Origin of the sequence: Proteus sp. LHD240705 (assembly GCF_047921555.1) — a bacterium.
In the GTDB taxonomy this organism is placed as follows: domain Bacteria; phylum Pseudomonadota; class Gammaproteobacteria; order Enterobacterales; family Enterobacteriaceae; genus Proteus.
On record NZ_JBLRMI010000001.1, the window covers coordinates 457,725 to 476,791 of the forward strand.

Genomic DNA, 19,067 nt, shown 5'->3' on the forward strand with positions numbered 1-19,067 from the left:
ATTTAATAAAAAAAATAGTGAGAAAAAAGATTTTTGCTTTTTTTCTCACTATTTTTTCTTTTTAAGGGTAGCCAGATCCGCGTAACTAAATGCGAGAAGTGTGATCTATATAACATTATAAATAGTCTAAAAATAGAGAAAGGCTCTAAATGAAGAGAATTACATTGAAAAAAATATTGTTAATTTTGCAACTCCTCGCTTTTATACAAAAACGAGGAGTCCATGTTATCAGTTATAAAGCACGTAGTGAGAAATGGCGAGGTCTAAACCCTAGTGCATACAGCGCAACAAAATAACTTCCTGCTCCAGCTACTACAACTAACAACAAGCGTAAGATGCGCATTAGCATATTGCCAGTATCCCAACTTGGCATGATCCACAACATTCCAACTAATACTGCCCCCATTACGGCAAGCGCAATAACAAGTTTTAATAAGAACACTGGCCAGCCAGCCAAAGGCTGATAGATATTTTTCTTACGGATCTGCCAAAACAACATAGAGGCATTAAAACAAGCCGCAATACCTATTGAAAGTGCAAGCCCCACATGTTTCAAGCTACCAATGAATGCAAGGTTCATTAATTGTGTGAGAATTAATGTCGCAATCGCAATTTTTACTGGTGTTTTAATATCCTGACGAGAATAAAACCCTGGTGCTAAGATTTTTATGATAATCAGTCCCATTAACCCAACACAGTAAGCGATTAGCGCTTGTTGTGTCATTAGTGCATCATGAGCATTGAAATTACCATACTGGAATAAAGACGCTGTTAAAGGCCCAGATAATATAGCTAAACCAATAGTACAAGGCAGTGCTAATAAGAAGCACAGTCTTAATCCCCAATCCATTAATTTTCTATATTCTTCAGTATTACCACTGGCAAAACTCTTAGATAATGAAGGAAGTAAGATTGTACCTAATGCAACGCCTAATACCCCTGTCGGTAGTTCCATCAAACGATCTGCGTAATACATCCAAGAAACTGAACCAGAGACTAAGAAGGAAGCAAAAATAGTATTGATAATTAACGATATTTGGCTAACCGAAACCCCTAAAATAGCAGGTCCCATCAGTTTCATCACACGCCAAACACCGCTATTTTTAAATGAAATACGTGGCAAAACAAGCATACCGATTTTTTTCAAATGCGGTAATTGATAACCCAGTTGTAATATTCCCCCAGCAACAACCGCCCACGCCAATGCCATAATAGGAGGATTACAATAAGGTGCGACCACTAAAGCGAAAAAGATCATGCTGACATTGAGTAGCGTTGGTGCAAAAGCGGGTACTGAAAAACGATTCCAAGTATTTAAAATAGAGCCCGTCAATGAAGCCAGTGAAATAAGAAAAATATAAGGAAAGGTGATCCGTAATAGATCGGTCGTTAATTGAAATTTATCAGGTGAACTACTAAAACCCGGTGCTGTAACATAAATCACCCAAGGCGCAGCAATAATACCAATCACGGTGACCACGGCTAAAATAAGCGTCAGCATACCCGAAACGTAAGCAATAAAGGTACGCGTTGCCTCCTCACCTTGCTGATTTTTATATTCTGCCAAGATTGGAACAAATGCTTGAGAAAATGCCCCTTCTGCAAAAATACGCCGCAATAAGTTTGGCAATTTAAAAGCAACAAAAAAGGCATCTGTTGCCATACCTGCGCCAAAAATACGCGCAATAATTGCATCACGAATAAATCCCAGTACCCGTGAAAATAAGGTCATAGAACTCACCGCAGCAAGTGATTTAAGTAAATTCATAAAGTCATTCTAATTTTTGTTGAATGGAATAAAAAGAAAGGGACTATACTCCGTCTCTAACATCGAAAAATCAATCTTCAATTAGCTAAGAATATGCTGACTCTGCTTATCTTCGACTAATCCAAGCGATTAAAAAATAGCTATTTATGGCTTTGTCAGCATTTTTCTCAACATCGATTCCAACATAACGTGATCCTCACCCTCATTAAATTCAGGATCGATAATATTTCTTCCCATAGAGCCATCTGCGATGACTAACAGCCATGTTGCAATTTTCTCTGGCTCAAGTGTTGAGTCTATCTGCCCTTTTTTAATACCGTTTTTCAGCATCGCAATCAAACGCTGTTTGTTGTTTCTTTCATTTTCAATAAAAATCTCGTGAATGCTCGCATTACGCGATGCTTCAGCAAAAATTTCAATACTAATGCGCGCATATTCGGGGTGATTATAAAGCGCTATAATTTCCTTCATTAAATCGATGATTGCTTGAATACACTCTTCTTCGGCTTCATAGCGACAAAAGATATCGTCAAACAGTTGTGCATCTTCTAATGCAATCGCCTCAATAATCGAATTCTTATTCGGAAAGTAATGAAATACATTCCCAGGGCTCATACCTGCTTCATGACAGATTTCTGCTGTTGATGTGGAGTGAAAACCTTTTACAGCAAAGCAACGTATTGCAGCATCAATAATATGCTTCATTTTCGCTTTTTGTTTTTCAGTAACAGTCTTGTTCATAACATTAAAAATCTCTGGACAAAATAAATTAGACTGATTAGTCTACAATCAACTAGACTAAACAGTCTAAAAAGTTAACCCTATTATTGCAGAGTAACGATATCATGCAATTACTTAATGAACACTATCAGCTTCGTGTTGCAGAACCTTCAGATACTCCTGAAATTATTCAATTATTTGCACAAGCATTTCGTTTTAAATTGAACGCATTTAATATTGATAGCACTAATCCTAACCAACGTCGGCAATTAGAGGCTATTTGGAATTCATTAGCATGTAAAAAAAATAGCCAACAATTTGTTGTCACTGATGATGGAAAGATAATTGCAACATTTTGTGTGGTGATAAAAGAAAACGACTTTATTTCAAATCCCTTTATTAAAACACCTTTCTTGGATCATTGGCGTTTTGGTATCGCTCATTATATTAAGCAAAAGATTTTCTTTTTTTTATTTGATTATATACCAAATGAAAATGAGGCTTATTTGGCTCATATTGCCGTTTTATCATCATATCAAGGACATGGTATTGCTTACGCTATACTTGATTGGATAACCCAATATAGTAAAGATGTTCTGAGAAAAGCGTTTTTATCACTTTATGTCGATATTCATCATGAAGGTGCACTTTATTTGTATCAAAAGAATGGGTTTTATATTGAAAAAGAGGAATCATCACGCTTAACACAGTCTATTTTCCATATTCAACATTGGTACTATATGTTGAAAAAAACCGACTTAATGACCTATTAAATATCTCTATTATCATTAAAGAGTGGCTAAAAGCACTGACATAAGGCATTTTTAATATAATTATAAACAGTGCTTTTCTTCCATGATGACCAATATTAACGTTTAAAATAAGTTCGCGTTGTTAATGCAGTTAGTACGTGATCTCGCCACTCTTGATTAATTTGTAGATAGTTTTTGGCGTACCCTTCCCGTTCAAAACCATGTTTAGCTAATAGGTTTCCACTGCGTAAATTATGAGGCATATAATTCGCCATAATACGATGCATCCCTTGCTGTCGTTGCATATAGCGAAGTGTTTCCGTTAAGGCTTCCGACATATAGCCCTGACCTTGCCATTTTTCACCCACTGAATACCCTAGAAAACAAGCATTAAAAGCGCCGCGCATAACATTGCTGTAATTAGCAACACCAATAATTTCATCTTCATTTTGTGTTAATAGCAGAAAATGAAAAGCACTTTCTTGTCGGTGCAGTTCGTTCATATATTGTAAGCGGTGTTCCCAACCAGAGGGTAGGTAATGTGTTTTATCTCTTACGGGTTCCCACGGAATTAAAAAGCGACGATTTAATGTATAATAATCGGCCAGTCTTTCAGCATCTCTCTCATATGCTAAACGAATTACCATTCTTTGTGTTTCAAAACGAATTTTAGGAATTCCGCCACGATAACCAAACATTACGATCTCATTATCCTTTGATATAAATAAGCCTAATTCTGAAGCAACTCTTCTTATTCTGCCACTAACCTTAATAAAAAAATATCATCTTTAATTTACTAGGAATTATGTACATTTAGAGACAGAATAGTCGAAGAAATAAATTATTTCATTCCCCCCTTATTTTATTTAAATTATTTGCTTATTGATGGTGAGTAATGGCGCTGGTAACACAAGCCCGTACTTTGGGTAAATACTTTCTCCTCGTTGACAATATGTTAGTTGTCTTAGGTTTTTTCGTCGTTTTTCCGCTTATTTCTATTCGTTTCGTCGAACAATTAGGTTGGGCTGGTGTTATTGTCGGCTTTGCTTTAGGGCTTAGACAATTAGTACAACAAGGCCTTGGTATTTTTGGTGGTGCTATTGCAGACCGTTTTGGTGCAAAACCAATGATAATAACAGGCATGTTATTACGAGCTTCAGGTTTTGCTTTAATGGCAATGGCAGATCAACCTTGGATACTTTGGTTATCTTGCATTTTATCTGCATTAGGTGGGACTTTATTTGATCCACCTCGCACAGCGCTAGTTATCAAATTAACCCGTCCTTATGAACGCGGTCGTTTTTACTCTTTATTATTAATGCAAGATAGCGCCGGTGCCGTTATTGGTGCTCTCATCGGTAGCTGGTTATTACAGTATGATTTTCATTTAGTCTGCTGGGTTGGTGCTGGTGTTTTTGTTATCGCCGCCTTATTTAATGCTTGGTTATTACCCGCTTACCGTATATCCACAACCCGAACACCAATTAAAGAAGGATTAAAACGCGTATTTCTTGATAAGCGCTTTGTCAGTTATGTCTTAACGCTGACAGGTTATTTTGTATTATCTGTTCAAGTCATGTTGATGTTTCCTATTATCGTCAATGATATTGCGGGTACGCCAACTGCCGTAAAATGGATGTATGCTATTGAAGCCCTGCTTTCTTTAACATTGCTTTATCCTATTGCGCGCTGGAGTGAGAAACGCTTTAAATTAGAACAACGTTTAATGGCGGGCTTATTTTTAATGAGCATCAGCATGTTCCCTGTTGGTATGATCCATTCATTACAAAGCATCTTCTTGATTATTGGCCTGTTCTATCTTGGTACTATTACCGCAGAGCCTGCTCGCGAAACATTAAGTGCATCACTTGCTGATCCTCGCGCTCGTGGTAGTTATATGGGCTTTAGCCGATTAGGCTTAGCATTTGGTGGTGCAATTGGATATACCGGTGGTGGATGGATGTATGATTTAGGTAATCAATTTGATATGCCTGAATTACCTTGGTTCTTACTAGGAACCGTAGGTTTAATAACACTTTATGCATTACATCGCCAATTTAATCGTAAAAAAATAGAAACAGCCATGCTTACTCCCTAAAGATCGGGTAAACTCTTAGTTATCAATGATCAAGGAGTGTTTATGAAAGTAATTTTTCTAACAGCTATATTAGTATTAACAAGCTTAGTCACAGGGTGTGATCAGCTCAAGCAATTTGATGTAAGTGAAAATCTTATTAATGACTATATCAGCCAAAAAATAAATCTCCAGAAACATATTGGTGAAGATGAAGTTGTATCCGCTGATATTAAATTGAGCAATCTTTCCATTCAAATTGGTCGTACTGAACCGGGTAAAATTAGTCTTTCTGGTACAACCGACCTAACAATTAATTCATTCTTTGGCAAGACAAACGCTAAAGTTGAGCTTACGTTATCAGGCCAACCTTCTTATCAAGCTGATAAAGGAGCGATATACATAAAATCAATGGCTATTGATAGTTACAAAGTCTCTCCAGAAAAAATGGATGCAGTGGTTGTAGCATTAAAACCTTATTTAGAGACAACCATCGCAACTTACTTTGATAATCAACCTGTTTATGTTCTTAATCCAGAAAAAAACAGTGCTGAAGCAGCCGCGTTTAAACTGGCTAAAGGAATTGAAGTTAAACCAGGTAAATTTGTGATCCAGCTCTAATAGTTACGCGAGTTGATTAAAAATATTTATCGTGATTAATGAGAAAGGCAAACCTAATGGTTTGCCTTTTTTATGAATAATAAAATACTTTTACAAAGAAATATTTATATTACTCTGCATCTATCTCATCACTATCTTCATCATCAGAGAGTTCTTCGCGTAATGCTGATAATGCACCACGCGCAATACCTGCTAATGTGCGATAAAAACCACTTGTTGCATGAGCTTCTACTTTACCTAAAAATGTTCCAGCCCAAGGTAGCAGGTATTCATCAAATAATTGTATTTGTGCTAATACTTCATCTTCCGCAGAGTTATCTTCAAGCCATGAAGCAGCAAGCAATAAAGCGCCAAAACTGTCTGTTGCACTTTCAGCAACAGGCATCCCTCTTGTGACTAAGAATTGGCGAATATCGTCTTCTTTGATCTCTTCATAATCATGGGCATAAACAGACACCGTTGGTGCTTCACCACCAAAAAGAGATTGATAATCAGCTTCAACAATAGCCAAATCTTTGACGCTATTTTTTAACGTATTAAAGAGTTCATCTTGCTCTAATGGCCACAGCTGACTCAGTTTCCCTTCACTAATCATTTTTATAATTGGCGCAAAGATTGGATCATTGGGTTCACGTTGAAATAATGTACCTAAAAGACGACAAACAATCGAAAACTCATTCATTTTATTTTTACCCCATAAAGTTTGGCGTTATTGTGCTTTTAATAGTAAGAAAATCAACTTTTTTCGTCATATCTCTTTTATTGTTAATATTAATCTTACTATCTCTAATCACTTAAAACAGAAAAAGCGCGCTCTTATTATTAAGTCTTTTACTTAATATAAGAAACGCGCCTAATCCCATGCTATTTTCCAACAGCAATTATTTTGCCAATTAATTAGCTGGCGATATCTAAAAAGTTATCTCGCACGCCATTTACTCTAAACCAACCAGCAATACTGACTCTCTCTTTATTAGTAGGAAGGACTTCATGAGGAAACTGCTCCGAAAGAAAAACAACCAAACGCCCACCCTTTGGTGCCACAGTTGCCAGTTCTTTATCTTCCAAATCATAAATAACTAACTCACCACCGTCTTCTTTTGTCCAAGCCTCATTAAGATACAACACGGTAGTTAAACGGCGAGTGACATTTTCTTTAAATGCATCGAGGTGTTTTTTATAAAAAGCGCCTTTCTCATAACAGGCAAAATGTGCTTCGTATTCAAAAAGACCTAAATAAAACTCTCGGTTAACGGCACGCTGAATAGACTCCATTTGCATTAAGTAATGCTGAACGGGTATTCCCATTTCAGGTTCTAGCCAACGTATTTTATCACTTCGAATTGTTGTTTCTGCAAGTCGATTCTCATGACGACCAATACGCGCTTGTTGTGCATTGCCATCAAAACAAGCGCGCAATTGTTGAACAGCCTCTGGTGTGAGGAAATCATCCCATACACACCATCCTTTCTCTGCTATTTGCTCAAGAAGTTCTGCTATATTCATTAAGTATATTGTCTGATAAACATGGGAAACTACCTTATATCACCAAGTTAAGCAAAATGACAATTTAATAAACTTATCTTTTCGATAACATCAATTAATTAGAGATAAATCTCATAAAAATCAAAAATAATAGATCAAACAAAACTTAACACTGCTTATCTTTTTCAAACCCTCATTTTTTCAAGGGTGATTTTATAAGTTACATTACACTAATAATAAACAAAATGAATGATTTACTTAGTAATAATAACTAGTTGATATTTTATCCATTCGCTCTTCATCTTCATTATAAATATAATTAATATTCCCTTTAACTTGAGTATGTATAATCGCTTTTTTATTTCCTAATCGCACAAACCCTGTCGGCAATGTCTTCTTTTTGTACGAAAGCTCACTAACAGACATAATATCTGTAGAGGCAATTTGATATTCAACCTGAGTAAACTGCTGTTTATATCTAGTATATAAATCATCCAGTTTTTCTTTGATTTTATTTAAATCAATCTGTTCAGAATTTCTACTCTCTTCAACAAATTGATTTATTTCATTTTGTAAATCAGAACGCAGTGAGCGCCCCTGTCTATTTAGCTGATAATTTGCTGTAAAATAAGGCTTAAATTTTTCATTCATATTATCTTTTGTTTGAGAAGACAATGTCTCTTTTCTTTCCTTTAATGAGGATAAAAAACGATCAATGTTATATTGTCTATTTTCTTTTGTTATTTGATCCTGAAAAATATCTTCTTTACTTTGAGATAGAACAGTAATAGATTTTTTATTACTATCATCTTTTAATTTATTAATTGCTTTTTTATCTGATGATAAATTTAAATAGATGCTATCCAATTTAGATATACTATTAGAAAGATGATATCTCTCTGGATATTTTTCTAATAATCTATTTATTTTTAATACTCTTTTATAAATTCCTTTTATATCTTTTTTATCTTGATCCAATTTTTCTGCGCTTATTAATTTCTCACTTTTAAAAAGTGTAAAACTTAATAAGCTATTTATTCTTTTTTTCACCATTAATTCGAAATCTTTTACGGACGTTAATGGATACCACTGAATAACATTATCAGCATTCGTTGTAGAAGGCGTAAACTTCAAATCACGATAAATATCAACACCAAGTTCTAATAAGTTGAGATCAAGCCTTTTTGTTTTTTTTGTAATATCTGTTTTACCATAATCGATAAATTTATTAATATTTAAATTTAACTTTAATAAATTGAAAATAAAGTTTATACCAATAGCATTTCTGGGCACGGTTAGTTCCATATTGGGATTAACCATGACATCAACATCAAAACTCACTTCACTTCTTCCCTCAACTCCCATTGAGATGCTTATGCCTTGATCAATTTCAAGGGTAGATTTATCGATTAATTCATTTTCACTTTGATTTAACCCTTGATTAATAAATTCTGAAATATTATTAATATCAAGACTAAATGAAAAATTAGATTTTTTAGTATAAGTGGCACTTAATAAAGCACTTGCCATGACTGGAGTAACAAAGCCATAGTCAACATTTTCTAAATCCCATCTTTTTTCATACCCACCAATGCCCGCAGATAAGCCTGCAACAAAAAGATTCTTATTATTATTAATAAAAGAAAAAGTGATCTTATTATCTTCACTTTTTGATAATGTGATAGAGTGCGACTTTACATAAGAAGCTAATAGAAAGGCGTTAATCCCTATATTATTTGGCAGTTGAAAAGCATTAATACCAAAAAAAGCTTTAACATCATTATGGTGGTTAATTGTAATATTTTCTTTCTCTTTAAGGTCTTTTACTAATGAATAAATCACATCACCTTGTGTTACACCATTTTTGACACCTTTAACTATACGATTTAACACATCATAGCTTTTTCCTATATTTTCTTTAATACCATATAATGCCATTGGCTTGCTGTTATATGCAGAGGTTGAAGAATTAATAAGCTGTTTTATATTACAAAATAATCCTCTAAAACCAGGATCAACAGCTTTTGCAATATTTTTCATCATTGCTTTATATTTTTTTAATGCATATTGCTCTTTAGCTTTACTAATATGTAATCTAGAATTATCAATAAAAGAAGAGAAAAAAGGAATATGTTGGCTACTGAAATTACCTATTGTTTGAGTAGCAAATGGCTGCCCAGAATGATAATTATTATAATTATTTTCACCTACCATTGAGTAAAATGATAAGGGTGGATCCTGTTTTAAACGAGTAACCTCATACTGATAATCTTTAACCGCAAAAATATTCAAAGGGTCAAGGTAGTATATTTTTATTTTATTACCTTTATCCACAACGAGTTGGATTTGATTTAATATTGGTTTTATTGCTAATATTTTATCTGTATTCTTTAATGGAATTTTTATTTTATGCTTTTCAATTTTAATATCATGTTCAGTTTTAGCACTGTCAGTTTGATCATCTGTTAATTTTAATATCGCAGGCAATCCAGATGTAAAAAGTTGGTTATCTTTAACTTCAATTGTAATATTTAGACCTTCACGATTAATTTTTAATATATTATTCTCTTTTGATTCCGCAATATTATTTATACTTGATAATTCTGGCTGTAGGTTATCGTCAACTATATATTTTTCATATTCAACGATAAAGTTACTCCCAATAGTATTTGATGAGACATCATTTAAACTATATTCATTTTCGACTCTGTTAAATTTAATTTTATAAAGATCACTACTATTATCTATATTGCTATATTTATTTCCAATCAAAAACCCATTAGGATCAACATAAAGCTCTTTGAACTTCATATTATCACCACTTTGAGACTCTATATTAAAAACATTATATTTAAACCCTCCTTTAAAGTGTTTTTGATATAATCCTGTAAATAAGTCATGTGTTTTACCTTTAATTAAAATTAAGGAACCATCATCTGAAAGTGTGATCCCCATATTATTAAATAAAGGTGTATTTGTTGATCCTAAATATACATAGTTATTAGCATTATTTAAGCTAAATTGCTTTCCTCTTTTTTGTTTATCATGATTTTTATGGTAGGTACTATTACTATTAGCTAGCCCTTTTATTGAAGGTTTCTCTTTTTTCCCATAAAAAGTACCCATTGGCATTAATTTACTGGGTATCGCATTTATTTTATTAATCATGTCGACCTCATTACATTCAAATCATGAGGTAATAATTAATAAGATAATCTGCAAACGATATCTTTTTACAACCAGATTTTTATGACATTATATAATAATCAAAAAAAGTACTTTTTTTGAAAGCTCAGACAAAAAAATAGGCAACAAACTAAAGTTTGTCGCCTATTATCTAAAATTAAAATATAAATAAAATAGACTTAGTAACCACTCTTCATATCAACCACACCAAAAGGTGCTTCTCCTTTTTCAATTCTCTGAATATTTTCAACAATCGTATCCATTGCAATAGAAGGAATGGTAAAAGCCGCAATATGTGGCGTAATAGAAATACGAGGATGAGTCCAGAATGGGTGCATACCCGCTAAAGGCTCCTGAGCAAAAACATCAAGTGTTGCATCAGCAATATAGCCTTGATCTATGGCTTCTAATAAATCTTGATCGACTAAATGCGCACCACGAGCAAGATTAATTAAATAAGAAGACGGTTTTAATTGCTCAAAGAGTGAAAAATTCAAGATACCATGCGTTTCAGGCGTATAAGGCAATAAGTTAATCAGCAAATTACACTCTTTGAGAAAATTACTGAGTTGCTCTTTGCCATAAAAACTTTCAACATTTTTAATTTGTTTTTCACTGCGACTCCAGCAACGAACTTTAAAACCTAATTCCGCAAGTTTAGTTGCGACACTACCGCCTAAAGCGCCAGCACCTAAAACACCAATCACAAAATTATCATAAGAGTGTGCAGGAAGCTGTTTCCATAAACGTTGTGATTGTTGGCGTTTATAATCATCCATACGGCGAAAGTAATACATCACTTTAGCAATGGCATATTCTTGCATTTGAAGCCCCATACCAGTGTCTTCTAAACGCATAACAGGAACACCTGTTGGCAATGTGCCGGGCTTTTGCTGTTCTTGTTTTAAAATAGCATCAACACCTGCCCCTAACGCAAAAATACCTTTAAGGTGATTACGACTTGCAAGCATTTCATAAGGAGGAAGCCAAACCATGGCGTAATCAGCAGGTTGATTATCGCTAGGTTCCCAAATGCGTATATTGGCATCAGGCAAACGCGCCTTCATACCGTTGATCCATGTTTCTGCGTCAAAAAAAGGATGATAATAAATAATATTCATTTTGCCTTCCTCCAGCATTTTTATCATAGGGTGCGAGGGTTGCGTTCTTATTTCAAGTCTCTTTGTATAAGTTGTTAATAAAAATGTTGAGAATGTTAACCAGTTAACGAAAATATCCATTCTTTTTTCAATACGCCAATCTATACGTGTATTGGTTTACTGTATAATTTGTCTAGCATTTGTGCATATTGTTTTTTATTTGACTGCTTAATAGAAAAGTTAAAGGAAAAATGCATTTAGCTGTTGACGCTTATGCTCCTTTTCCCTATAGTAGCGCCCCGTTGAGAGATGTTAAGTACATATCCAACAAACAATACGGTGAGATGTCCGAGAGGCTGAAGGAGCACGCCTGGAAAGTGTGTATACGGCAACGTATCGAGGGTTCGAATCCCTCTCTCACCGCCATATTCTAAGATAGAGCCTAGTTTTTTAGCTAGGCTCTATTTTTTTGTTCTAAAAACATACACTTTTAGTCTCGTTTTTCTTCACTGAGTTATTTATATCCATCACTCTTCTTTTTTTGATTAGATTATGGTTAGTATACAAAGCATTTTTTATTTTACTTTTTTGCTTAATCGTTTTATTTAATAATTCCTTATCACTTAATAATCTCTGATAATTAATTTTAATGAATCAAAACAACTTATCTAGTTGTTATTTATGTCTATCCGATTTTTATGACATAAAAAGGTTTTTATTATCCTATCTATAAACGACATTTATTCTAAAATAAAACGCTTTTTATAGTTTTAAAATAAATTTAAACTTTATTTTCAAGCAAGCAACAGAATAAATACAATAAGATACATTACATTATCTATTTATGTTAACTTATTAGTTTAATTGATTTTATTTCTACTAAGCCTTAAGATATGCATTAATAATTTGATGTATCACATTATTATCAGCGAATAAAAGCGATATCCTCTCTTTTCCTTATCGCCGTTATTCGGCATCTGACTTCTTATTTTGGTTTAATCCTAAATGAAAACTCATAAAGTTAACCGGGTTCGCCCCTTTAGTGCATTTATTGATGCATGTGTAAAAGAGCCTTACTCTTTTGCGCGTTTATTAAAAGATATTATTGCAGGGATCACCGTCGGAATTATCGCGATACCTTTAGCCATGGCTCTGGCAATTGGTAGCGGTGTTCCTCCGCAATACGGTCTTTATACCGCAGCTATTGCCGGTATAGTTATTGCTGTTTCTGGTGGCTCACGATACAGCGTTTCAGGCCCTACTGCCGCATTTGTTGTGATCCTTTATCCTGTATCACAACAATTTGGTTTAAGTGGCTTATTGATTGCTACGCTTATGTCTGGCGTGATCTTAGTGGTTATGGGATTAGCTCGTTTTGGTAAGCTTATCGAGTATATTCCTGTTTCTGTAACACTTGGATTTACCTCAGGGATTGCTATTACAATTGCCACGATGCAAGTAAAAGACTTTTTTGGTCTTGAATTAGCACATGTGCCAGAAACCTATATAGATAAAGTTATTGCTTTAGGCTCTGCATTACCGACTATTCATATTGGTGATACGCTTATTGGTCTGACAACTCTGTTTGTTTTAATTTATTGGCCTAAGCTGAATTTACGTTTACCTGGGCACCTACCTGCTTTAATCGCAGGTACTGCGGTAATGGGTATTGTGAATATGTTCGGTCATGACGTTGCAACAATTGGCTCGCAATTTAGCTATATGCTTCCTAATGGTACAACAGGGCAAGGTATTCCACCTATTTTGCCCCAATTTGTTTTACCTTGGAATTTACCAAGCTCAGGTTCATCACTTGAATTAAATTGGAGCACTGTCTCTGCTTTATTACCCGCAGCCTTTTCAATGGCAATGTTAGGTGCAATTGAATCGTTATTATGTGCGGTTGTACTTGATGGCATGACAGGCAAAAAACATCACTCTAATGGTGAATTAGTGGGACAAGGGATTGGTAATATTGTCGCACCTTTCTTTGGTGGTATTACAGCGACTGCCGCTATTGCTCGTTCAGCAGCTAACGTGCGTGCGGGCGCAACATCGCCAGTTTCTGCTATTGTTCACTCGTTGTTGGTGTTGCTAACTTTACTTGTATTAGCTCCTTTTCTTTCTTATTTACCTTTAGCCGCAATGTCAGCATTGCTGTTAATTGTTGCATGGAATATGAGCGAAGCACGTAAAGTTATTGATCTTATTCGACATGCCCCTAAAGACGATATTATTGTCTTAGTATTATGCTTATCGCTCACCGTTCTCTTTGACATGGTGATTGCAATTACTATCGGTATTGTGTTGGCGTCACTGTTATTTATGCGTCGTATTGCCAATATGACCAAAATAACTGAATCCCCTTATACTGATGATGATAAGCAGTTATTAGTTGTGCGTGTTAATGGTCCATTATTCTTTGCCGCCGCTGAACGTATCTTTAATGAGTTACGTGAACGTAGTAAAGGTTATAAAACCGTTATTATGCAATGGGATGCTGTTCCTGTATTAGATGCGGGGGGATTACATGCGTTCCAGCATTTCGTTACTGATGTAAAACACAATACCCATGTGATTGTGTGTGATATACCTTTCCAGCCATTAAAGACACTGGCTAGAGCAAGAGTCACGCCAATTGAAGGTACACTGAATTTTTATCCTTCATTGCAAAAAGCATTGGATGATCTGGAATTAATTCAGTAGTTGTTTATATTTTTAAGATAAAAAATTAACGCCTTTAATCAATATTAAATAAAGATTAAGGGCGTTTTTAATTATGAGTAATTCACTTAATAAGGAATAAATGCTTTACCTATTCCACTTCCTTGCACACCTTTTTTTAATAAATCTTGATAAAGTGCATTCATACCCAACCAATGGTTTTCACACCACTCTGGGGCTAATAAAGTGGGTTTTCTGGCACTGGCACATACGCGGTGATAAATAATCTCAGGAGGAGTATGGCGGATCATCTCACCCGCGGTATAAACATATTGTTCTTGTGTTAATGCGTTTATTCGCCCCGCTTTCCACGCTTTAGCTATCGTACTGCCTTCGACAATATGTAAAGGATGCAATTTAAGCCCATCAGTACCTGTCTCAACCACACGCTCTAATGTTTGCATATTAAGCAGATGATCTTCTCGTGGCAGTCCAACAATAAGATGTGTGCATACTTTTAAACCACGACGGCGAGCTTCGCGAGTCGTCGCTTGATAACATTGAAAATCATGTCCACGATTAATATGCTTTAATGTTTTATCATGAGCCGTTTGTAAACCGAGTTCTAACCATACTTCATAGCCTTTATCACGATAACCTTGTAATAAATCTAATACGCTAACAGGAACACAATCTGGTCGAGTTCCCACACATAACCCCACCATATCTGCTTGTAATAATGCGGTTTCATATAAGGTACGTAAGTATTCTACTTCGGCATAAGTACTGGTATAGGCTTGAAAATAAGCAAGATAACGGTGTGCGCGGTTAATATTTTTAGCTTGTAATGCAATTTGTTCTTCAATGGAGTGATATTGCGTTTGCTCATCAGCAAAAGAAGAGACATTACAAAAAGTACAGCCACCTCGCCCCAATGTGCCATCTCGATTAGGACAGTTGAAACCGCCATGAAGGGTGATTTTATGAATTTTTTCGTGATAACGGCGCTGAAGATCAGCGCCGAACATATTAACAACCGTATGAAGTTGCATAATGCATTTTATTTGCTGGTATCTAGCTCTGGGAAACTTTTTACCACTTCATCAATCGCTTTAATTTGCGCTAGGAAAGGCTCTAATTTAGCCAGTGGTAACGCTGATGGGCCATCACAACGAGCATTATCTGGATCTGGATGAGCTTCAAGGAATAGACCTGCAAGACCAACCGCCATACCTGCACGAGCTAATTCTGCAACTTGTGCACGGCGTCCACCTGATGCTGCACCAAATGGGTCACGGCATTGCAGTGAATGTGTTACGTCAAAAATAACGGGTGCGCCTTGAGAAGCCTGCATCATAACGTGGAAACCTAACATATCAACTACTAAGTTATCGTAGCCAAAGTTACTGCCGCGATCACATAGAATAACTTGGTCGTTGCCGCCTTCTTTAAATTTATCGACGATATTCCCCATTTGACCAGGGCTTACAAACTGAGGTTTTTTCACGTTAATCACAGCACCCGTTTTTGCCATCGCTTCAACAAGATCAGTTTGACGAGCTAAAAATGCAGGTAATTGAATAACATCGACAACTTCTGATACAGGCTGAGCTTGTGCCACTTCATGAACGTCAGTAATAATTTTAACGCCAAAAGTTTCTTTTAACTCTTGGAAAATTTTCATCCCTTCTTCTAAGCCCGGACCACGGTAAGAGTGGATTGAAGAACGGTTTGCTTTATCAAAAGAGGCTTTGAATACATAAGGAATATTCAGTTTTTGAGTGACAGTGACGTAATGCTCACAAATACGCATGGCTAAATCGCGCGATTCTAATACATTCATGCCACCAAAAAGCACAAATGGCAGGTCGTTTGCTACCTTGATATCACCAATATTCACCACTTTATGTTGCATATTTATCCCTATACTGTTTGTAATGTACTGTGTTAATTAAGTACGTTTCTTAAATTTTTAATGGAGAACAATAGGATTTTGTTCTATCGAATGAATTTGGATTTTGATCATCTCTGAAATAGGATCTTCAGGGCATTGCTCAACAAAATAGTTTAGGTCAGATATTGCCACATGGTTGCACTCTAACTGAGCAAAAATAAGTCCGCGATCACGTATTTCGTAAGGATCTTCAGGATCAAACATTAATACCGTTTCACTGGCTTTTAATGCTTGCTCCATATTCTTTTCTTCCATTAAAGAAACTTTCAATGTATCCAAAAGTTTACGAATAATAGAACTGTATTCTGATTCTTCTAAATCTGCCTCTAATAGTACAGAAGAGCTACCTACATTCCCTTTTAACCAAACTTCTAAGGTATGTTGCGATAGATATTCACCATTTATTGGGTTTAAAAATAGCGGTTGTTCATTAGGAATATCTATTCTGATAATAAGTTGTGTAGGAAAGATAACTGGTACTAACGGTAAATTTAACGCTTGTGCGATATAAATAAGAATCGAACCCAGTGAAACAGGAGAGCCTACATGAGTCGCTAATACTTTATCTAACCATAAAGTATCAGAAAGGCAATATTTGCCACTTGCACCACTAAAGTGCCACTGCTTATAAAACAGTTTTAGCAGTGCTTCTATCTGCTCTTTAGTATTTCCTTGTTGAGGAATTTCAGCTTCTGCTTGTTCAACTAACTGCTCCAGTTGATAACCAACAGAAGTGGTTGGAAAATCAGGTCGAATAGCCTGAGAGATAAGGATCATGCCCTTAACTAAAGGGGCTTTATTAAATTCGTAATCAGCTATGGTTTCTATCATAATTCCAACGACCTACTGTCACTCGCTCATTACCGCCATAATCACGGAAAGTTTCCACACAGCAGTAACCCTTATCAATAAAAATATTGCGTACACCTTCGCCTTGTTGCCAACCGTGTTCCAGTAATACCCATCCATTATCAGTTAAAAACTGTCGAGCAGTTTCAATGATAATTTCGATATCAGCAAACCCATTTTTGCCAGCAACTAATGCAGTTAAAGGTTCAAAACGAACATCCCCTTGATGAATATGCTCATCATTTTCATCTATGTAAGGAGGATTACTGATTATCATACCAAATTGATACCCAGAGAGTGAACTAAACCAACAACTTTCCATAAATTCTGTGTTGGTTAATGCTAAATTGGTCGCATTCTCTTGTGCTAATGCCACGGCTTCAGTTTGAAAATCCACACCAATAATATGACAATCTGGGCGCTCAGATGCCATTGCGAGCGCAATAGCACCTGTTCCTGTTCCTAAATCAAGAATTTTTGTTGGTTCCAATGGGAGTTTTTCTAACGCTTTTTCAACAAGACATTCGGTATCAGGACGGGGGATTAATGTTGCGGGTGACACTTTTAACGGCAATGACCAAAACTCTCTTTCACCCACTAAATACGCGATGGGCTCACCTTTAATGCGTCGAGCAAGTAATTGTGACAATTGCGCTAACTCGTCTGACGAAAGTACCGTTTCATTAAAGGCAATTAAATAAGTACGGGTACGTTGTGTTACGTACCCAAGTAAAATCTCAGCATCGCGTTTAGGGCTGTCACTTTCAATTAATTGCAAGGCTGCTTCACGCAACCATTGTTCATAATTCATTAATTCAACTCAGAAAGTGCAGAAAGCTGATCCGCTTGATATTCGGTCACGATAGGCTGAATTAATGGATCTAACTTTCCTTCCATCACTTCATCTAAGCGATAAAATGTGAGGTTGATACGGTGATCAGTTACACGACCTTGCGGGAAGTTGTACGTTCTGATTCGGTCAGAACGGTCACCAGAACCCAATAAGTTACGACGTTCAGAAGCTTCTGCTTCTTGGCGTTTTTGCATTTCAGCCGCACGAATACGTGCACCTAATACAGACATCGCTTTAGCTTTATTTTTGTGCTGTGAACGTTCATCCTGACATTCCACCACAATTCCTGTTGGAATATGCGTAATACGGATAGCAGAATCAGTGGTGTTAACGTGCTGACCACCCGCCCCTGAAGAACGGAATGTATCTATACGTAAGTCACTTGGACTGATTTCAGGTAATTCAGCTTCTGGCACTTCAGCTAATACGGCAACCGTACAAGCAGAAGTATGAATACGGCCTTGAGATTCTGTTTCTGGTACACGTTGAACACGGTGACCGCCTGATTCAAATTTCAATACACCATAAGCGCCATCACCCACGACTTTTGCAATAACTTCTTTATAGCCACCATGCTCACCTTCGTTAGCATTCATGACTTCAATACGCCAGCGACGTGATTCTGCATAACGGCTATACATACGGAATAAATCACCCGCAAATAATGCAGCTTCATCGCCGCCTGTTCCTGCACGAATTTCAAGGAAACAGTTAAATTCATCATCAGGATCTTTAGGTAACAACAGTACTTGTAACTGTTGTTCTAAATCATCATTTAATGCTCGCGCTTCTTTCAGCTCTTCTTGTGCCATCTCTTTCATTTCAGGATCATCAAGCATCATTTCTGCTGCTTCGATGTCGTCTTGCACTTGTCGCCATTGGCTAAAACAAGCCGTGACGTCAGTTAATTGAGAGTATTCTTTTGAAAGCGCACGAAAACGCTCCTGAGAGGCAATAACATCAGCTTCTGACAGAAGTGCCTGAATTTCTTCATAACGCTCTTGTAGAGCTTCCAACTTAGCGACAATAGAAGGCTTCATT

General features: G+C 36.0%; 16 protein-coding genes and 1 tRNA gene. 5 read left to right on the plus strand and 12 right to left on the minus strand.

Annotated features, from left to right (window positions below):
- Nucleotides 1-232: 232 nt before the first annotated feature.
- Both murJ and ACNART_RS02155 read right to left on the minus strand, forming a co-directional pair.
- Nucleotides 233-1,768, minus strand: a complete 1,536-nt coding sequence (gene murJ, locus ACNART_RS02150; protein WP_198619983.1) for a murein biosynthesis integral membrane protein MurJ — start codon at nucleotides 1,766-1,768, stop codon at nucleotides 233-235.
- A gap of 144 nt (nucleotides 1,769-1,912) precedes the next feature.
- A complete protein-coding gene (locus ACNART_RS02155) occupies nucleotides 1,913-2,509 on the minus strand; it encodes a TetR/AcrR family transcriptional regulator (protein WP_196532607.1) in 597 nt (198 codons plus the stop codon).
- Nucleotides 2,510-2,613: 104 nt separating this feature from the next.
- Here ACNART_RS02155 and ACNART_RS02160 point away from each other — a divergent pair, with 104 nt between their 5' ends.
- Nucleotides 2,614-3,261 (plus strand): GNAT family N-acetyltransferase, encoded by a 648-nt coding sequence (locus ACNART_RS02160; protein WP_368926640.1) that lies wholly within the window; start codon nucleotides 2,614-2,616, stop codon nucleotides 3,259-3,261.
- A 95-nt stretch (nucleotides 3,262-3,356) separates the two neighbouring features.
- Here the strand turns inward: ACNART_RS02160 and rimJ are convergent, their stop codons facing one another.
- Complete coding sequence (gene rimJ / locus ACNART_RS02165; RefSeq protein WP_109372222.1) at nucleotides 3,357-3,938, minus strand: ribosomal protein S5-alanine N-acetyltransferase; 582 nt, start codon at nucleotides 3,936-3,938, stop codon at nucleotides 3,357-3,359.
- A 197-nt stretch (nucleotides 3,939-4,135) separates the two neighbouring features.
- Between rimJ and mdtH the strand changes: the two genes are divergently transcribed.
- Both mdtH and ACNART_RS02175 read left to right on the plus strand, forming a co-directional pair.
- A complete protein-coding gene (mdtH, locus tag ACNART_RS02170; protein ID WP_198619981.1) occupies nucleotides 4,136-5,338 on the plus strand; it encodes a multidrug efflux MFS transporter MdtH in 1,203 nt (400 codons plus the stop codon).
- Between the two features lie 42 nt (nucleotides 5,339-5,380).
- Nucleotides 5,381-5,935 (plus strand): lipoprotein, encoded by a 555-nt coding sequence (locus ACNART_RS02175; RefSeq protein WP_198619980.1) that lies wholly within the window; start codon nucleotides 5,381-5,383, stop codon nucleotides 5,933-5,935.
- A gap of 109 nt (nucleotides 5,936-6,044) precedes the next feature.
- Here ACNART_RS02175 and ACNART_RS02180 read toward each other — a convergent pair whose 3' ends face one another.
- The 4 genes from ACNART_RS02180 to ghrA form a co-directional block, all read right to left on the minus strand.
- The gene (locus ACNART_RS02180; RefSeq protein WP_416303428.1) at nucleotides 6,045-6,617 is read right to left on the minus strand and encodes a TorD/DmsD family molecular chaperone; all 573 of its coding nucleotides are present in this window, start codon (nucleotides 6,615-6,617) and stop codon (nucleotides 6,045-6,047) included.
- 215 nt (nucleotides 6,618-6,832) lie between these two features.
- A complete protein-coding gene (locus ACNART_RS02185) occupies nucleotides 6,833-7,441 on the minus strand; it encodes a 2OG-Fe(II) oxygenase (RefSeq protein WP_198619978.1) in 609 nt (202 codons plus the stop codon).
- A gap of 237 nt (nucleotides 7,442-7,678) precedes the next feature.
- Nucleotides 7,679-10,588: a hypothetical protein gene (locus ACNART_RS02190; RefSeq protein WP_368926638.1), complete on the minus strand. Its 2,910-nt coding sequence runs from the start codon at nucleotides 10,586-10,588 to the stop codon at nucleotides 7,679-7,681.
- Nucleotides 10,589-10,785: 197 nt separating this feature from the next.
- Entirely contained in the window at nucleotides 10,786-11,727 is a 942-nt protein-coding gene (ghrA, locus tag ACNART_RS02195; RefSeq protein ID WP_198629997.1) for a glyoxylate/hydroxypyruvate reductase GhrA, read from the minus strand.
- A 317-nt stretch (nucleotides 11,728-12,044) separates the two neighbouring features.
- On the opposite strand from ghrA, the gene ACNART_RS02200 reads away from it, so the two are divergent.
- Both ACNART_RS02200 and dauA read left to right on the plus strand, forming a co-directional pair.
- Nucleotides 12,045-12,132 (plus strand) — tRNA-Ser (locus tag ACNART_RS02200).
- A 579-nt stretch (nucleotides 12,133-12,711) separates the two neighbouring features.
- Complete coding sequence (gene dauA / locus ACNART_RS02205; RefSeq protein WP_368926635.1) at nucleotides 12,712-14,412, plus strand: C4-dicarboxylic acid transporter DauA; 1,701 nt, start codon at nucleotides 12,712-12,714, stop codon at nucleotides 14,410-14,412.
- An 86-nt stretch (nucleotides 14,413-14,498) separates the two neighbouring features.
- Here the strand turns inward: dauA and ACNART_RS02210 are convergent, their stop codons facing one another.
- Genes ACNART_RS02210 through prfA form a run of 5 tightly spaced genes read right to left on the minus strand, consistent with a single transcriptional unit; the run spans nucleotide 14,499 to nucleotide 19,066 of the window.
- Nucleotides 14,499-15,422, minus strand: a complete 924-nt coding sequence (locus ACNART_RS02210) for a TIGR01212 family radical SAM protein (RefSeq protein WP_368887766.1) — start codon at nucleotides 15,420-15,422, stop codon at nucleotides 14,499-14,501.
- Nucleotides 15,423-15,430: 8 nt separating this feature from the next.
- Nucleotides 15,431-16,285: a 3-deoxy-8-phosphooctulonate synthase gene (gene kdsA, locus ACNART_RS02215; RefSeq protein WP_198625680.1), complete on the minus strand. Its 855-nt coding sequence runs from the start codon at nucleotides 16,283-16,285 to the stop codon at nucleotides 15,431-15,433.
- A gap of 57 nt (nucleotides 16,286-16,342) precedes the next feature.
- A complete protein-coding gene (gene sirB1, locus ACNART_RS02220) occupies nucleotides 16,343-17,152 on the minus strand; it encodes an invasion regulator SirB1 (RefSeq protein ID WP_198625761.1) in 810 nt (269 codons plus the stop codon).
- On the minus strand, nucleotides 17,136-17,984 hold the full coding sequence (gene prmC, locus ACNART_RS02225) for a peptide chain release factor N(5)-glutamine methyltransferase (protein WP_198625681.1): 849 nt from the start codon (nucleotides 17,982-17,984) through the stop codon (nucleotides 17,136-17,138). Before prmC ends, sirB1 begins: the two co-directional genes overlap by 17 nt.
- Nucleotides 17,984-19,066: a peptide chain release factor 1 gene (gene prfA / locus ACNART_RS02230; protein ID WP_109372211.1), complete on the minus strand. Its 1,083-nt coding sequence runs from the start codon at nucleotides 19,064-19,066 to the stop codon at nucleotides 17,984-17,986. The genes prmC and prfA overlap by 1 nt, the downstream gene beginning before the upstream one ends.
- Nucleotide 19,067: the final 1 nt, after the last annotated feature.

Bases quoted from the DNA above. Each gene is read 5' to 3' on its own strand.
- murJ (WP_198619983.1), bottom strand. From the start codon at position 1,768: ATGAATTTACTTAAATCACTTGCTGCGGTGAGTTCTATGACCTTATTT.
- ACNART_RS02155 (WP_196532607.1), bottom strand. From the start codon at position 2,509: ATGAACAAGACTGTTACTGAAAAACAAAAAGCGAAAATGAAGCATATT.
- ACNART_RS02160 (WP_368926640.1), top strand. From the start codon at position 2,614: ATGCAATTACTTAATGAACACTATCAGCTTCGTGTTGCAGAACCTTCA.
- rimJ (WP_109372222.1), bottom strand. From the start codon at position 3,938: ATGTTTGGTTATCGTGGCGGAATTCCTAAAATTCGTTTTGAAACACAA.
- mdtH (WP_198619981.1), top strand. From the start codon at position 4,136: ATGGCGCTGGTAACACAAGCCCGTACTTTGGGTAAATACTTTCTCCTC.
- ACNART_RS02175 (WP_198619980.1), top strand. From the start codon at position 5,381: ATGAAAGTAATTTTTCTAACAGCTATATTAGTATTAACAAGCTTAGTC.
- ACNART_RS02180 (WP_416303428.1), bottom strand. From the start codon at position 6,617: ATGAATGAGTTTTCGATTGTTTGTCGTCTTTTAGGTACATTATTTCAA.
- ACNART_RS02185 (WP_198619978.1), bottom strand. From the start codon at position 7,441: ATGAATATAGCAGAACTTCTTGAGCAAATAGCAGAGAAAGGATGGTGT.
- ACNART_RS02190 (WP_368926638.1), bottom strand. From the start codon at position 10,588: ATGATTAATAAAATAAATGCGATACCCAGTAAATTAATGCCAATGGGT.
- ghrA (WP_198629997.1), bottom strand. From the start codon at position 11,727: ATGAATATTATTTATTATCATCCTTTTTTTGACGCAGAAACATGGATC.
- dauA (WP_368926635.1), top strand. From the start codon at position 12,712: ATGAAAACTCATAAAGTTAACCGGGTTCGCCCCTTTAGTGCATTTATT.
- ACNART_RS02210 (WP_368887766.1), bottom strand. From the start codon at position 15,422: ATGCAACTTCATACGGTTGTTAATATGTTCGGCGCTGATCTTCAGCGC.
- kdsA (WP_198625680.1), bottom strand. From the start codon at position 16,285: ATGCAACATAAAGTGGTGAATATTGGTGATATCAAGGTAGCAAACGAC.
- prmC (WP_198625681.1), bottom strand. From the start codon at position 17,984: ATGAATTATGAACAATGGTTGCGTGAAGCAGCCTTGCAATTAATTGAA.
- prfA (WP_109372211.1), bottom strand. From the start codon at position 19,066: ATGAAGCCTTCTATTGTCGCTAAGTTGGAAGCTCTACAAGAGCGTTAT.